We start from the raw sequence: 15,207 nt of genomic DNA, 5'->3' as shown, positions 1-15,207 counted from the left end.
GATGAAAAAGAATAAGTCTTACATTCAAAAAGAGCAAGGAAACTCTTTGGTAAAAGAACCTCTGGCTGTTTATGGTGCTTCTATAGAATATTCTTCTATTGATGATAGAGGTGTTTTTTCTATTATAGATTCTATTAACAAGGGTATTTCTTTTACTTCTTTTGAAAAAATTATTAAGAAATATAGTTTTACGCTTCAGAATTGGGCAGATTTTCTTCATATTTCTAATAAAACTTTATCTCGTTATCAAAAAGAGTCCAAAACTTTTGATGCATTACAATCAGAGCGTATTTTGCAGATAGAAATTCTTTACAGCAAAGGCGAAGTGGTTTTTGGGGAAAGAGAAAATTTCACAAAATGGTTAGAAACTAATAATTTAGCTTTAGGAGATATTTTGCCTTTAGATTTATTAAAAACTTCTTTTGGGATTCAATTACTTATAGACGAGCTCACAAGAATAGAACATGGTGTTTTAGCGTAATGATGATTGTTTTTAGGCTTTCAAAAGAGCAATTTGCCCAAGATTTGTCTGGTAAAGGAGCAGAATTGGTAGGCGGTAGATGGAACAGCCGAGGAAATGCGATGTTGTACATGTCTCAATCTATTGCGTTGTGTGTTACGGAGATTGCAGTACACGTTCCGTTGGGGATTTTACCGAAAGATTATCAATTGGTTCAAATTGAAATTCCGAGAGGTAGATTTTCTAGAAATAAAGAGGCTTCCAAAGGATTGGCAAAGTTTTCCTCACTCTAATTCTACACAAATTATTGGCGACAAATTTCTAAAAGATAGTAAGTTTTTGGTGCTAAAAGTTCCTTCTGCAACGGTTCAAGGTGAGTTTAATTATTTGATAAATCCCAGACATAAAAATTTTAATCAAATTAAGATTCTTAAAATAGAAAACTTTAACTTTGACGAAAGGTTGTTTAGGAGATGATTTTGCCTCAAATTCACGAAAATTTTTTAGAATTTTTATAAATATTTAGTGAATTAGCAGCAAATAAATTAATAACATTATTCATATTAAAATTATGATTTTAAAACAATTCACCACAGAATTAGACAAAATATTTTCTATAAAACAAGCTGAAGATTTTGATAATGTTGGTTTGCTTTGCGGAAATCCTGAACGTGAGGTTTCTGGAGTTTTGGTTTGTCATGATGCTTTAGAAAGCGTTGTAGATGATGCAATTTCTAAAAATTGTAATGTGATTGTAACGTTTCATCCAATTATTTTTTCGGGTTTAAAATCTATCACGGGCAAAAATTATGTGGAACGAGCCGTTTTAAAAGCAATTGAAAATAAAATTGCCATTTATGCTATTCATACAGCGTTTGATAATGATTATTTTGGAGTAAATTACAGAATTTGTAATGAATTAGGCTTGAAAAATCAACAAATTTTAATGCCAAAATCAGACAATCTATTACAAATGGTGGTTTACGTTCCTACAGCATTTTCGGAGAAGGTAAAAGAAGCTTTGTTTGATGCTGGTGCAGGAAATATTGGTTTTTATGACGAATGCAGTTTCACCATCAAAGGAGACGGAACTTTTAGACCTATTGAAGGTTCTCATCCGTTTTCGGGGACGCAAAATGTTCGAGAAAATGCAGATGAAGTAATGATTTCTGTAATTTTTGAAAAATTTAAGAAAAACAAGATTCTTTCTGCGGTTAAATCTGCACATCCATACGAAGAGGTGGCGTATCAAATTTATGCTTTGGAAAACGAAAATCAATTTGTAGGTTTAGGAAGATTTGGAGAATTGGAAAATGAAATGGAAGAGAAAGATTTTCTGCGTTTTGTGAAAGAAAAATTTAATCTTAAAGTAATTAGACATTCAAATTATTTGAATAAAAAAATTAAAAAAGTAGGTGTTTTAGGAGGAAGCGGAGTAAGTGGAATTTCTGCGGCAAAAGCTTCAAAATGTGATGCTTATTTAACTGGTGATGTAAAATATCACGATTTTTTTTCAGCAGAAAATCAAATTTTAATCTGTGATATTGGGCATTTTGAATCAGAACAATTTGTTACTGAGCAATTAGTTGATATTTTATCGGAAAAATTTCCTACCTTTGCATTCTTAAAATCCACAGAAAAAACCAACCCTGTAAATTATTTCTTTTAAAGATATGGCAAATAAGACAAACGAAATTTCTGTTGAAGAAAAACTAAGAGCTCTTTATGATCTTCAGATTATTGATTCTAGATTAGACGAAATCCGCAATACAAGAGGCGAATTACCAATTGAAGTGGAAGATTTAGAAGTAGAAGTAGAAGGACTTAACAAGAGAGCTTCTAAATTTGACAACGAAATCAAAGATTTACAAAATGAAATTGCAGCAAAAAAAGAAGCAATCACTCATTCTAAGTCTATGATGGAGAAATACAAATCTCAACAAGACAACGTTAGAAATAATAAAGAATTTGAAGCTTTGGCTAAAGAAATTGAATTTCAAGAATTAGAAGTTCAGCTTTCTGAAAAAAGAATTAAAGAATTCAATGCTAAAATTGCTCACAAAAACGAATTATTAGACGAGTTGAAAGCTAAAATTAATGAACTAGAATCTCATTTGAATTTCAAAAAGAACGAACTAGATGCATTAATCGCAGAAACTCAAAAAGAAGAAGATTATCTTTTAGAAAAATCTAAAGAGTTTTCTGAAAAAATAGACGAAAGATTATTGGCTTCTTATAACAGAATTAGAACAAGTTCTATCAACGGTCTTGCGGTAGTAGGATTAGAAAGAGGAGCTCCTAAAGGTTCTTTCTTCACTATTCCGCCACAAAAACAAATGGAAATTGCTCAACGTAAAAAAATTATTATTGATGAGCATTCTGGTAAAATTTTGGTAGATGACGAATTGGTAATGGAGGAAAACGAAAGAATGGCTTCTATTATTAAATTTTAATAAAAATTTTCGAAATATAAAAACTCCGCTTGTAATTTTATAAGCGGAATTTTTTTATTTTTATCTTATGAAAAATTTTACTTCTAAAATGGACAAAAGAACAGGGCTTATGACTACTTCCTTTGTGGTTTTTGCAGTTGCTGTTCCGTTTGTTATGTATAAATTGGGTGCGCCAAGAGTTTCTCTATTTATGGTGAGTCTCATTATGGCTTTGGCTTTTATTACCAGTTATATGATGATTCCTCAATTATTTTTAAATGATAAAACAATTGTAATTAAAAATAATTTTGTGAACATTAAGATTCCTTTTGATGATATAAATACCATTGAAGAAAATCCTAAAATTGGTTTAAATATAAGAACAATGGGCGTTGGCGGACTTTTTGGGCATTTTGGATATTTCAACGGAAACGATGTTTGGTATGTTACCAATATCTATAACAAAGTAAAAATAACGATGAAATCTGGTAAGGTTTATATGATTTCTCCCGAAAATCCAGAAGAGTTCATCAAAAAAGTAAAGAATTTCTCTTAAGAATAGATTTTCCAATGATATTTAATTAATTTTGGAACATAAAAAAATAAAAATGATTCAATCACTTTCTAAAATTCATCACAAAAATTCTCAAAACTTCTTTCTAATTGCTGGTCCATGTGCCATAGAAGGAGAAGATATGGCTTTGCAAATTGCCGAAAAAATAGTAAAACTTACAGATAAATATCAAATTCCTTACATTTTTAAAGGAAGTTTTAAAAAAGCAAACAGAAGCAGAGTAGATAGTTTTACAGGAATTGGAGATGAAAAAGCTCTTAAAATTATTCAAAAAGTTGGCGAAACGTTCAATATTCCTACCACTACAGATATTCATGAAAATGCTCATGCAGAATTGGCGGCTTCTTATGGAGTAGATGTTTTGCAAATTCCTGCATTTTTGGTTCGCCAAACAGATTTGTTGGTTGCTGCTGCCAAAACAGGGAAAGCTGTTACGCTAAAAAAAGGTCAGTTTTTATCTCCAGAATCTATGAAATTTGCCGTGCAAAAAGTAATTGACAGTGGAAATGATAATATGGCAATTATTGAGAGAGGAAATTCTTTCGGATATACAGATTTGGTGGTAGATTTCAGAGGAATTCCTACGATGAGAAATTATGCACCTGTAATTTTAGACGTTACCCATTCTTTGCAACAACCCAACCAAAATTCTGGGGTAACAGGAGGAAGACCAGAATTGATAGAAACCATTGCAAAAGCAGGAATTGTAGTAGGAGCAGACGGAATTTTTATAGAAACTCATCCAGATCCTTCTGTGGCGAAATCTGATGGCGCTAATATGTTGAAATTAGATTTATTAGACGATTTGCTAGGTAAATTAACCAGAGTAAGAGAAGCAATTTTATAGATAACAGAACCAAGCCATTCGCTTGGTTTTTCTTTTGAAATAAAACTTTTAAAAGTTCGTTAAATTTTATAAATTTATCCATTAAAATTAAACCGTTTGAAAAAGCTCGCCTTACTATTAATTGCCTTATTTCCAGTGCTTATTTTTTCTCAAATTAATTTGAAGATTTTAGACGAAAATGGCAATCCTGTTTCTGATGTAAATGTAAATTATAACTCAAAATCTTATAAAACGAATGTTGATGGTTTTGTGAAAATCCCTGTAGCAGAGACAGAACAAACTTTAATAGCCGAAAAAGAAACTTTTACCAGTTTTCAAAAAAAAATAAATCCAAAACAGAGATATCAATATCTTAATGTAAAATTTGTTTCTTCGGTTAAGACAAAAGATATACAAGAAGTGGTTTTCCGTGGAAAAGGAAAACCAAAAATTACAGATATTACTTCTCTGGAAATTTCCCCGAAACAAGCGCAGGTTTTAGCTTCGCTTTCTGGTGGTGTAGAAGGATTGGTAAAATCTCTTCCTTCGGTAAATTCAAACACAGAGCTTTCTTCTCAATACATGGTGAGAGGTGGAAATTATGACGAAAATTTAATTTATATTAATGATATTGAACTTTACAGACCTTTTCTAATTAGAAATTTTTTGCAAGAAGGAATGAGTGTTGTAAATCCGGATATGGTTTCTGCAATCAGTTTTTCTGCTGGTGGTTTCGAAGCAAAATATGGTGATAAAATGAGTTCTGCACTTAATATTTATTACAGACAACCCACGAAATTTGAAGTTTCTGGAGAAGCGAGTTTAATTGGAGGAAAACTTTCAACTGGTTTTGCTTCTAAAAATAAGAAATTGAGTGCTTTGTTTTCTGGTAGATACAGAAATACGAATATGGTGCTCAATACTTTAAATGAAGATGTAGATTTTAATCCACAATATTTTGATTTTCAATCTCATATCAATTATCAATTTAATGATAAATGGGCAATTTCCTTTTTAGGATATTGGTCTAAAAATGATTACGAAATGATTCCAAAATATAAGGAAGTAGATTTTGGTACACTTCAACAACCTATAAAATTATATGTTGGCTACGAAGGAAAAGAAGACGACCAGTATAAAAATATGATGGGAACGGCTTCTGTTACTTTTAAACCAAATAAAAAATTAACTTTTACTCTTGATAATTTTGCTTATCAAAATAGAGAAAAAGAATATTATAGCATTGCCTCAGGTTATATGCTTCAAGCTTTTGACCCAACAACTGGTGATCCTGTTGCAATTTATGATGCGGGCGGACAAATAGACCACGCAAGAAATGATTTGTTAGCAAGAGTCTATGGAAGTCAGTTGAGAGCAAAATATTCTCCTGATGCCAATACAGATATTGAAATTGGTGTAAAATATGAAAAAGAGAAACTGAAAGATATGACCAACGAATGGCAATTGGTAGATTCTCTTGGTTATAGCGTGCCTAGAAGCAATACAATTCCTGGGATTTTGGATGCTTCTCAGTTGAAATTGAGATATTTAATTGCAGGTAATAACGATATTAATCCTACTAGAATTTCTGGTTATGCGCAAGTTTCTAAGAAATTTTATTGGGGAGAAAGCAGGGTTTTTGTAAATGCAGGCGTTAGAGCGCAACATTGGGATTTTAATAACGAAACGATAATTTCTCCAAGAGCACAATTTGCCATAAAACCAAATTGGGACGCAGATATGCTTTTTAGATTTTCTGGAGGAATTTATTATCAAGCGCCATTTTACAAAGAAATTAAAGATTTAGACGGAAGTTTTAATAGTGATATAAAATCTCAAAAATCTGTTCAATTTATTGCAGCAAATGATTATGAATTCAAAATGGTTGACAGACCTTTTAAATTAACCACAGAATTGTATTATAAAAAAATGAGCAATTTAATTCCGTATTATCTTGATAATGTGAGAATAAGATATGCTGGTGAAAACAATTCTGAAGGGTATGCTTATGGTATTGATGCTAGATTGTTTGGTGAATTTGTTCCGGGTGTAGATTCTTGGATTTCTGCAAGTTATGCCAGAACCAAAGAAAATATAGACGGCATGGGTTATATTGCAAGACCCACAGACCAACGTTTTAGAATTTCGATGTTTTATCAAGATTTTATGCCGAAATTTCCTAGTATGAAGGTTAATTTAATGTTGGTTTTTGCCAATGGTTTGCCTTCCGGAAGTCCTATTGTTATTGATTCTAATACTGGTTTGCCCAATATTGCGAGCAGATATGTTTACCAAAAGAATTTGCCAAGTTACAAAAGAGTAGATATTGGTTTAACTAAAGTTTTTATAGACCAAAAAGAGAATAAAGCTTCAGGCAATTTCTGGGGTAAATTTAAAGAATTGGCTTTAGGAGTACAGATTTTTAACGCATTTAATATTAATAATACTATTGCTAATCAATGGGTTACTGATGTTAATTCTAGCAATATTTATCCTGTTCCTGTAAGGTTAACGGGTAGATTCTTTAATGTGAAATTAGAATTTAAATTTTAAAATATAATTCTAGTTTGAGAATTAATAAATACTGAATTATAGATTTTGATAAAAAATATTTTTTTTTAATAATTATGAAAATAATGAAGTTTATCTGTTTTTAGACGAAAACAATGAATATTTATAGATAAATTCATACTGTATTAATAAAATATTACTATTTTTGATTTTGAAAATTTTGAAGATGAAAAGATTATTTAGAAGCTTTAGCATAATGATGATGCTATTTTTGGGGGTAAATCTTTCCAAAGCTCAGTTGTACGATTTTGCAATTGGAGGTAGTGTAGATACTGGCGTTGGCGAATCTCTTGTAGGGATTAGTGCAAAATGGCAGCCAACAAGATTTGTAGGAATTGAGTTTGGTGGAAATTATGGTGGTGGTTTTACGGTTGTACAAGTTATCCCTCAGTTTATTTATACAGTTAGCGAACAAACAGATGGTTTGGCTTTTTATCTTGGTGCCGGTCCTTCTTATATTACTGGTGGACATCCAAATGAAGTAAAAGAATTTAATATTGTAGGGACTGCGGGTGCAGAGTATGAATTGGTAGATTTTCCTGTAAGTTTTTTTGCTGATTGGAGACCAAGATTGTACCAAAAAGATCCAGGCTTTTATAATACAATGCAAATAAAAAAAGGTTTAGAACCTGGTAGATTTAGTTTTGGGATTAGATATACTTTTTAATAAAAAAACAAAGAGGCTTTTTCAATTTTGAGAAAGCCTTTTAAATTTCTTTATTAAATCATCTGAGATTTCTAAAAGTTTGCGTAATTTCATTGAAATTTATTTATTATGGTAGTAGTAGCACAATCTACAATATTGGTAGAGTTAGAAATTTTAAAAGCTAAATTGGCTTCGGAAGGAATAAACAGTTATTTAAAAAATGAATACGTGAATAACGTAGTAGTAATGCCAATTAATCAGGATTATTTTCTTTTGGTAAGCGAAGAAGATTTTGAAAAAGCTAAAGAAATTATTAATAATCAACAAGATATTATCGAAGAATAATATATTTTAATGAAAATAAAAAGGGCCTTTTTCAATGTCGAAAAAGGCTCTTTTTTATAGTTTTATAAATTGTTTTTTATTTTCTTTTCAGATAAATTTCTAAATCTTAATACCAATAATACTGCGGAAATCGTTAATCCAATTCCTAAGGCTATCCACATTCCAAAAGCTCCCATTTTTTGTGTAATAGTTAAATAATAACCAAGCGGAATTGCAACCACCCAATAAGCAATAAAGGTAAGAATAGAAGGGATTTTTACGTCTTGAATTCCTTCTGAGGCAACCTAATGCTGTAACTTGAATTCCGTCTGAAAGTTGAAATAAAGCAGCAATAATCATTAGTTTTGAGGCTAATAAAATAACATCTATATCTTCTTTTTTAGTGAAAAATGTTGGCAAAATATTTCTACCGAAAATAAAGAAAATGCCACACGCCAACATAAATAAAAATGCAATTTTTAGATTGTTGAAACCTACTTTTTCTAAATTTACAAAATCTTTTTCTCCGAGTTTTCTCCCAATCATCACCGTTGAAGCTACGCTAAAACCAATACACAGGTTAAAAGTGAAACTTGCCATAGAAAGTGCAATTTGATGGGCTGCAATATCTCTAGCGGATACCAAACCACAGATAAAAGCTGCTCCCGCAAATGCTGTTACTTCAAAAAACATTTGCAAAGCTGTAGGAAATCCTAGTCTGATTAATTTCTCGAAAATTTCTTTTTTGAAAAGGTTTAATTTCAAAGAAAAATCTTTGATGTATCTACTGGTTTTTTCTTCTTTTAGCAATACGAAATAGATAAAAATCATCATAAAAACTCTGGCAATAAAAGTTGCCCAAGCAGAACCAGCTACTCCCCAAGAAAATATTTTAATGAAAACGTAATTCAAAATAATATTAATAACATTTGCAATAATGGTAGCTTTGGTTACGCCAATCGTAAAAGAAAGTCCTTCTGAAACTTCTCTCATCGTTTGGAAAATCATAAAAGGAAAAATACTAAGCGTTACGATGCTCAAAAACGAAATGGTGTCTGGTAAAATTTCTTTGGGCTGACCAAGATGCGGTAAAAACGGAATTAAGCAAAAAATAAGACCTATCAGTAATAAACCAATAAGTAAATTTACTACAAATCCGTGTCTGAAAACTGAACTTATTTTCTCGTGATTGTGCTGAGAATGCGCTTCTGAAACCAATGGCGGAATAGCCAAAGAAAATCCCATTCCAAAAATAAAAATAGAGAAAAATATGGCGTTTCCAAGAGAAACGGAAGCCAAAGCTTGTGCTCCCAAGAGTTTTCCTACAATAATATTGTCGAATAAGTTTACAGAGACTTGTCCTACTTGCGTAAGCATCACTGGAAGCGCCAATTTCAGGGTTTCCTGTGTGAATTTTTTATCTAAAAATTTCATTGAATTTAATTGTTATTTGCTTTTGCTAAAGCTTTTTCTTGTTTTTGTAATTTTCGGTGAACATAGATACTCATCCAGATACTCATTTCGTATAAAACAACCAGTGGCATTGCGGCTGCCATCATGCTGAGAACGTCTGCTGGTGTTATAATAGCTGCAACTACCATTATCACTACAATTGCGTGTCTTCGGTAAGTTTTCAAAAATTGTGGAGTTAAAATTCCGATACTTGTAAGCAAATAAACCACCATTGGAAAAAGGAAAATAACACCCATCCCAAGAACTACTTGTAAGAATAGAGTAGTGTAATCGCTTAAATCATACAAAGGAACAATGATGTCTGAAATTTTAAAAATTACACCAAAATTAATGGCAAATGGAAGAATTAAAAAATAACCACAAAGTACACCAAGAATAAATAGAAACCAAACACCATTAATTACGAAAATTGAATTTTTTCTTTCTTTTTCGTGAAGTGCAGGACTGATAAATTTCCATAATTCCCAAACAATATAAGGAAATGCCATAACCATTCCGCCAAAAACAGAAACTGCCATCATTACATTAAACTGTTGGAAAAGTTTTTGCACTCTTACAGGAAAATCTTTTGGCAAATGAATACTATTGTGTCCTATAATTTCTCTAGAAAAATGATTTACCACTCTGAAGGTTAAAAAATCGTTTCTGGTAGGTCCAAAAAAGATATGATCCATTATCCAATTGATGTTGAAACCAATAATTAAAGCTCCAATAATAGTCGCAATAATAGAACGGATGAGATGCGCTCTTAATTCGCCAATGTGTCCTAAAAAAGACATTTCTTTTTCTTCTGCCATATTTTATTTTCTTCCGAGTTTTGTATTTTTATATTTTTCAGACTTCTAACTTCTAACCTTTAACTTTTTACTTCGTACTTCTAACTTTAATTAATTCCTTCATCTAACAATCTATGCAAATCTATGATGCCAAAGTAATTTCCGTTTTCAGTAACGATTAATTGTCCAATATTATTTTGTTTTAAAATAAATAAAGCTTCTTTTGCTAGAGCCTCTTTTTCTATTGTTTTAGGATTTTTAGACATAATATCTTTTGCTAAAATACCACCAATATTATCGGTTTTCAAAAGCATTCTTCTTAAATCTCCATCAGTAATTACTCCAGAAATCACTCCGTTTTCTAGTACTACGGTAATCCCGTGTTTAGAACTCGAAATAGAAAAAATTACATCTTTAATAGTAGAATTTTTTTCTACCATTGGTTTTTGAGAAGAAAGAAACTGTTCTACTTTCGCAGTAAGATTTTTGCCAATGCTTCCTCCAGGATGGAATTTTGCAAAATCTTGGTCTTTAAAATTTCTAAGTTCCATCAAGCAAATTGCCAAAGCATCTCCAATTGCCATTTGAACTGTTGTAGAACTGGTTGGAGCTAATTTATTAGGACAAGCTTCTACTTTTACAGAAGAATCCAAAACAATATCAGAAATTTCAGCCAATTTAGACTTAGGATTTCCCGTCATACCAATTAAAGCAGAAGAATAATCTTTTAAATAAGGCAATAAGTAAACAATTTCTGGTGAGTTTCCAGAATTTGAAATACATAGCACAATATCGTTTTTTTGGATTACTCCCAAATCTCCATGAATAGCTTCTGCAGCGTGTAAAAACTGAGAAGCAGTACCTGTAGAATTAAGTGTTGCCACTATTTTGTTGGCTACATGAGCAGATTTTCCTATTCCTACAATAATTAATTTGCCTGTAGAGTTAAAAATTAAATTAATTGCTTTTTCAAAAGTCTCGTCAATGCGTTCTTTTAAAGAAATTAATTCTGAAATTTCTATTGAAATTGCGTTTTTTGCTAATTCTTGAATGTTAGTCACTTTTATTATAATTTTAAAATTATGATGCTTTTTTTTTGAATTCTTAAAGCAAATTTTTCTAAAAAACTCCATAAAAAACTTAAAGTTTTATTAAAAAAAGCCTTTATGATTGCAGCAAAGTGCTTTCAATGCTTACTTTTGAATAATCAAAAAAAATATATTCCAAATTTTTCAAAAATTTTTAAATATCATTAAAAATTTTTATCTTTGGTAAGATGCAAATTTAGTAAAACTTACACTAAAAGATGAAGCCTAAACACGAAGATTTAACTGTAGCACTAAAAAAATATTTTGGTTTTTCTAATTTTAAAGGAAGACAAGAGCAAATTATATCCTCACTTTTAGAGGGAAAAGATGTTTTTGTATTGATGCCAACTGGTGGAGGTAAATCTCTATGTTACCAATTGCCGGCGTTGCTTTCGGAAGGTACAGCTATTGTGGTTTCTCCACTTATTGCCTTAATGAAGAACCAAGTAGATGCTATAAACGGAATTTCTGCAGAAGAAGGGGTAGGACATGTCCTTAATTCTTCTCTTAATAAGACACAAACCAAACAAGTTTTTGATGATATAAAAAGTGGTAAAACAAAACTTTTATATGTAGCACCAGAAAGTTTGGTAAAAGAAGAATATCTTAATTTTTTAAAGGAAATTAAGATTTCTTTCGTAGCAATAGACGAAGCGCACTGTATTTCTGAATGGGGACATGATTTCCGTCCAGAGTATAGAAATTTAAAACTCATTATTGAAAAAATAGCAAAAGTTCCTGTAATTGCACTTACTGCAACGGCAACTCCAAAAGTTCAAGATGATATTCAGAAAACTTTAGGAATGAATAGTGCTGAAGTTTTTAAAGCAAGTTTCAACAGACCAAATTTATATTACGAAATTCGCCCGAAAGTAAATGTAGATAAAGAAATTGTAAAATTTATTAATCTGCACAAAGGTAAATCGGGCATAGTGTATTGTTTGAGCCGAAGAAAAGTAGAAGAATTTGCTCAGCTTTTGCAAGTTAATGGCATTAATGCATTGCCTTATCACGCTGGTTTAGACCAGAAAACGAGAGTTACCAATCAAGATAAATTTTTGATGGAAGATGCAGATGTAATTGTTGCAACCATTGCTTTTGGGATGGGAATTGACAAACCAGATGTGAGATTTGTAATTCATTATGACATTCCGAAATCTCTTGAAAGTTACTATCAAGAAACAGGTAGGGCTGGTAGAGATGGTGGCGAAGGGCATTGTTTGGCGTTCTATGACCCAAAAGATATTGAAAAATTAGAAAAATTTTTAGCTCAAAAACCTGTTTCAGAACGCGAAATAGGGCTTCAATTATTAAATGAAGTAGTAGGTTATGCCGAAACTTCTATGAGCAGAAGACAATATTTATTATACTATTTCGGTGAAGAATTCGACCCAATTAATGGTGATGGTGCCAAAATGGATGATAACTCTGTAAATCCGCCAAAACTGAAAGATGCTTCTAAAGATTTGAATAAAGTCTTAGAAATTGTAAAAGATTTGGAAGAAAAATTCAAAACAAAAGACTTAATTTCTATAATTTCGGGTAAAGAATCTGCTACTACTAAAGCGTATAAGCTAGAAAATTCTAAGCATTTTGGTATTGGTAAATCTGAAACAGATAACTATTGGAAATCTATCATTAGACAAGCTACCGTACAAGGATTTTTAACCAAAGATATAGAAACGTATGGTGTTTTAAAACTTTCTGAAAAAGCTAAAAAATTCCTTGCAGGAAAAGATAAATCCGAATTTATGATTGCCGAAGACCGAGAGTTTGATTTGGCTGCTATTGCAGATGCGGAGCAAATTCAGGTGCAATCTGGAGGCGGTTTAGACCAAAATCTTTTCAATCAACTGAAAGAATTAAGGAAAAAAGTAGCCAAAAAATATAGCATTCCACCTTATACGGTTTTCATGGATCCAAGTTTGGAAGATATGACGGTGCAATATCCTATCTCTGTAGAAGAAATTGCAAAAGTATATGGTGTTGGCGAAGGAAAAGCGAAAAAATACGGTAAAGAATTTGCAGATTTTATTGCAAAATATGTTGAAGAAAATAATATTGAGAGAACTCAGGATATGGTTTTGAAAACAGTAGCCAATAAGTCTTCTCATAAAGTTTTTATTATACAAAATACCGACAAAAAAATTGATTTAGAAGACATTGCAAAAGCAAAACATCTTACAATGGATGAACTGCTTTCTGAAATGGAATCTATTGTATATCAAGGTACTAAATTGAATATTGATTATTATATCGACGAAAATTTTGACGAAGATATTGTAGAAGAATTTATGGATTTTATGAGCGAATCTGAAAGCGATTCTATGAAAGTTCTTTTAGCAGAATTTGGAGATGATTTATCTGATGAAGAAGTGAGAATGCTTCGTATTAAATTCATTTCTGATGTAGCGAATTAAATAGATGAAACTAAATTTAGATGAAATAATATTAAAAGAAATTCTTCCTAAAAAGAGTTTCTTTTTTAATTCCACAGAAAGATTAAGAATCCCTTTTTCTTTTTTTTATTTGATAATTATGATTTTAATTTTCATCAATTTTTCTGGTTTTTTTTTAGTGTTTGGAATTTTATTTTTAGTAGCGGGCTTCTATTATTCCTTTGGTAGATGGATTTTTAAGTATTTTGAATTGAAGAATAATAAATATATAATTACAAATCAAAGAATTATAATTGTAGAAAATCAAACGGGATATATTTATAAATTTTTAAAATTAGATAATATAAAAATTGTAAATATTGAAATGAATAATAATTTTTTTGGTAATATTATTTTTGGAGAACCAGAAATGGCACTTAATTTTGAAAAATTTGTTTTTGGAAGAAGTTTTGGGATGAATTTCAAAGAAGATGAATTTTCATTTCAAAGTGTTGAAAATATAAATGAAATTATAACAATTTTTGAAGAATTAAATCTTAAAATTTCTAAAACTTTTTATTAGTGCAAAAAAAATCTATCCTTTTTATTCTTCCAGATCTTAATGCAGGTGGTGCAGAGCGAATTGTAACTACAATTGCGAATCATTTGCCTAGAGATTTTTTTTCTCCAAGCATTTTGTTGTTGAGAAAAGAAGGTTTTTATCTGGATTTTTTAAAGGAAGATATAGAAATTATAGACATCAAAACTCCAAGAATTCGAAATTCTTTAAAGTCAATTTTACAACAAATTAGAAAGAGAAAACCAGACATTGTTTTCAGTGGTTTTGGCGAAGTAAACGCCTATTTATCGTTGTTTATAAAGCTTTTTCCTAAGATAAAATTCATTGCGCGAGAAACCAATGTTGTCTCCCAGCACGTAACGAGAAGAGAAATTAGATTTTTCTATAAATTTTATAATAATTATCACAAAATAGTTTGCCAGAGTGATGACATGATGTTTGATTTAATTCATCATTTTAACATCAAAAAAGATAAACTTACAAAAATTAACAATCCTGTAGATTTTAATTTTATTGAAGAAAAATTAGAGAATTCTACAAAGCCTGAAAGTTATAAAGAAGGATATAAAAATGTTGTAGCAGTTGGAAATTTATCTTCCAGAAAAGGTTTTGATAATTTACTAAAAGTATTTGAAAATCTGAAAGATAAAAATATTTTATTGCATGTTTTAGGAGGCGGAAAAGACAAAGATTTGCTTCGTGAAATGAAGGGGAATTTAGGGTTAAAAAACGTGATTTTTCATGGAGCTCAAAAGAATCCTTATCCTTTTTTGAAGTTTGCAGATTTGTTTATTCTGAGTTCCAGATACGAAGGTTTCCCAAATGTTTTGTTAGAAGCTGGCGCTTGTGGAACCTATTCTTTAGCCAATAATTGCAAAGGCGGAATTAATGAAATTATTCAACCAAAAATTAACGGAGAAATTTCGGATATAGAAAATCACGAAGAATTTGCTAAAAAAATACTAGAAATTTTAGATGAGAATCATAATAAAGATTTGATTAAGAATTCAATAAAATCTAGATTTTCTAAAGATATGATTTTGGAGAAATATTTTGAGGTTTTTGAAAAGATTTAAAAG

Annotated in this window: 15 protein-coding genes and 1 pseudogene; 13 read left to right on the top strand and 3 right to left on the bottom strand. The window is 30.7% G+C overall.

Translation table 11 applies throughout. The annotated features are described in order from the left end of the window. The first annotated feature begins 1 nt into the window (after position 1). From QM746_RS12290 to QM746_RS12245, 10 genes are all read left to right on the top strand, one after another. A complete protein-coding gene (locus tag QM746_RS12290; RefSeq protein WP_414984500.1) occupies positions 2-481 on the top strand; it encodes an antitoxin Xre/MbcA/ParS toxin-binding domain-containing protein in 480 nt (159 codons plus the stop codon). Beyond that, positions 481-753 (top strand): RES family NAD+ phosphorylase, encoded by a 273-nt coding sequence (locus QM746_RS12285; protein ID WP_414984499.1) that lies wholly within the window; start codon positions 481-483, stop codon positions 751-753. Before QM746_RS12290 ends, QM746_RS12285 begins: the two co-directional genes overlap by 1 nt. Next, positions 680-937: an RES family NAD+ phosphorylase gene (locus QM746_RS12280; protein WP_414984498.1), complete on the top strand. Its 258-nt coding sequence runs from the start codon at positions 680-682 to the stop codon at positions 935-937. Before QM746_RS12285 ends, QM746_RS12280 begins: the two co-directional genes overlap by 74 nt. A 94-nt stretch (positions 938-1,031) precedes the next feature. After that, positions 1,032-2,129, top strand: coding sequence for a Nif3-like dinuclear metal center hexameric protein (locus tag QM746_RS12275; RefSeq protein ID WP_414984497.1), 1,098 nt, complete (start codon positions 1,032-1,034; stop codon positions 2,127-2,129). 4 nt (positions 2,130-2,133) lie between these two features. Continuing rightward, positions 2,134-2,913, top strand: coding sequence for a zinc ribbon domain-containing protein (locus QM746_RS12270; RefSeq protein WP_414984496.1), 780 nt, complete (start codon positions 2,134-2,136; stop codon positions 2,911-2,913). 67 nt (positions 2,914-2,980) lie between these two features. Continuing rightward, positions 2,981-3,448, top strand: coding sequence for a PH domain-containing protein (locus QM746_RS12265; RefSeq protein WP_414984495.1), 468 nt, complete (start codon positions 2,981-2,983; stop codon positions 3,446-3,448). A gap of 52 nt (positions 3,449-3,500) precedes the next feature. Then, positions 3,501-4,313 carry a 3-deoxy-8-phosphooctulonate synthase gene (gene kdsA, locus QM746_RS12260; RefSeq protein ID WP_414984494.1) on the top strand — a complete coding sequence of 271 codons (813 nt, stop codon included), beginning with the start codon at positions 3,501-3,503 and terminating at the stop codon, positions 4,311-4,313. Positions 4,314-4,637: 324 nt separating this feature from the next. Beyond that, positions 4,638-6,845: a TonB-dependent receptor plug domain-containing protein gene (locus QM746_RS12255; RefSeq protein ID WP_414985153.1), complete on the top strand. Its 2,208-nt coding sequence runs from the start codon at positions 4,638-4,640 to the stop codon at positions 6,843-6,845. Between the two features lie 184 nt (positions 6,846-7,029). Next, complete coding sequence (locus QM746_RS12250) at positions 7,030-7,530, top strand: hypothetical protein (protein ID WP_414984493.1); 501 nt, start codon at positions 7,030-7,032, stop codon at positions 7,528-7,530. Between the two features lie 108 nt (positions 7,531-7,638). Further along, positions 7,639-7,854: a putative signal transducing protein gene (locus QM746_RS12245; RefSeq protein WP_374362035.1), complete on the top strand. Its 216-nt coding sequence runs from the start codon at positions 7,639-7,641 to the stop codon at positions 7,852-7,854. A gap of 62 nt (positions 7,855-7,916) precedes the next feature. On the opposite strand, the pseudogene QM746_RS12240 reads toward QM746_RS12245, so the two are convergent. The 3 genes and pseudogenes from QM746_RS12240 to QM746_RS12230 all read right to left on the bottom strand — a co-directional run bounded on the left by QM746_RS12240 (position 7,917) and on the right by QM746_RS12230 (position 11,149). Beyond that, positions 7,917-9,267, bottom strand: a pseudogene (locus QM746_RS12240) (MATE family efflux transporter). A gap of 5 nt (positions 9,268-9,272) precedes the next feature. Continuing rightward, entirely contained in the window at positions 9,273-10,103 is an 831-nt protein-coding gene (gene tatC, locus QM746_RS12235; RefSeq protein WP_414984492.1) for a twin-arginine translocase subunit TatC, read from the bottom strand. A gap of 86 nt (positions 10,104-10,189) precedes the next feature. Next, entirely contained in the window at positions 10,190-11,149 is a 960-nt protein-coding gene (locus tag QM746_RS12230) for a KpsF/GutQ family sugar-phosphate isomerase (protein WP_414985152.1), read from the bottom strand. Positions 11,150-11,388: 239 nt separating this feature from the next. Here QM746_RS12230 and recQ point away from each other — a divergent pair, with 239 nt between their 5' ends. The 3 genes from recQ to QM746_RS12215 are packed head-to-tail and all read left to right on the top strand — an operon-like array spanning position 11,389 to position 15,204. Continuing rightward, positions 11,389-13,590: a DNA helicase RecQ gene (gene recQ / locus QM746_RS12225; RefSeq protein WP_414984491.1), complete on the top strand. Its 2,202-nt coding sequence runs from the start codon at positions 11,389-11,391 to the stop codon at positions 13,588-13,590. A gap of 4 nt (positions 13,591-13,594) precedes the next feature. After that, the gene (locus tag QM746_RS12220) at positions 13,595-14,131 is read left to right on the top strand and encodes a hypothetical protein (RefSeq protein WP_414984490.1); all 537 of its coding nucleotides are present in this window, start codon (positions 13,595-13,597) and stop codon (positions 14,129-14,131) included. Next, positions 14,131-15,204 carry a glycosyltransferase gene (locus QM746_RS12215; protein WP_414984489.1) on the top strand — a complete coding sequence of 358 codons (1,074 nt, stop codon included), beginning with the start codon at positions 14,131-14,133 and terminating at the stop codon, positions 15,202-15,204. The genes QM746_RS12220 and QM746_RS12215 overlap by 1 nt, the downstream gene beginning before the upstream one ends. Positions 15,205-15,207 lie beyond the last annotated feature (3 nt).

It is taken from the genome of Cloacibacterium sp. (assembly GCF_047601505.1).
Lineage (GTDB): Bacteria > Bacteroidota > Bacteroidia > Flavobacteriales > Weeksellaceae > Cloacibacterium.
The sequence above is the reverse complement of the archived record's forward strand: the minus strand, read 5'-3'. Positions and strand labels throughout refer to the sequence as shown.

What these genes read in the sequence shown, in the direction of transcription:
- QM746_RS12290 (WP_414984500.1), top strand. Translation starts at nt 2, where the DNA reads ATGAAAAAGAATAAGTCTTACATTCAAAAAGAGCAAGGAAACTCTTTG.
- QM746_RS12285 (WP_414984499.1), top strand. Translation starts at nt 481, where the DNA reads ATGATGATTGTTTTTAGGCTTTCAAAAGAGCAATTTGCCCAAGATTTG.
- QM746_RS12275 (WP_414984497.1), top strand. Translation starts at nt 1,032, where the DNA reads ATGATTTTAAAACAATTCACCACAGAATTAGACAAAATATTTTCTATA.
- QM746_RS12270 (WP_414984496.1), top strand. Translation starts at nt 2,134, where the DNA reads ATGGCAAATAAGACAAACGAAATTTCTGTTGAAGAAAAACTAAGAGCT.
- QM746_RS12265 (WP_414984495.1), top strand. Translation starts at nt 2,981, where the DNA reads ATGAAAAATTTTACTTCTAAAATGGACAAAAGAACAGGGCTTATGACT.
- kdsA (WP_414984494.1), top strand. Translation starts at nt 3,501, where the DNA reads ATGATTCAATCACTTTCTAAAATTCATCACAAAAATTCTCAAAACTTC.
- QM746_RS12250 (WP_414984493.1), top strand. Translation starts at nt 7,030, where the DNA reads ATGAAAAGATTATTTAGAAGCTTTAGCATAATGATGATGCTATTTTTG.
- QM746_RS12245 (WP_374362035.1), top strand. Translation starts at nt 7,639, where the DNA reads ATGGTAGTAGTAGCACAATCTACAATATTGGTAGAGTTAGAAATTTTA.
- tatC (WP_414984492.1), bottom strand. Translation starts at nt 10,103, where the DNA reads ATGGCAGAAGAAAAAGAAATGTCTTTTTTAGGACACATTGGCGAATTA.
- recQ (WP_414984491.1), top strand. Translation starts at nt 11,389, where the DNA reads ATGAAGCCTAAACACGAAGATTTAACTGTAGCACTAAAAAAATATTTT.
- QM746_RS12220 (WP_414984490.1), top strand. Translation starts at nt 13,595, where the DNA reads ATGAAACTAAATTTAGATGAAATAATATTAAAAGAAATTCTTCCTAAA.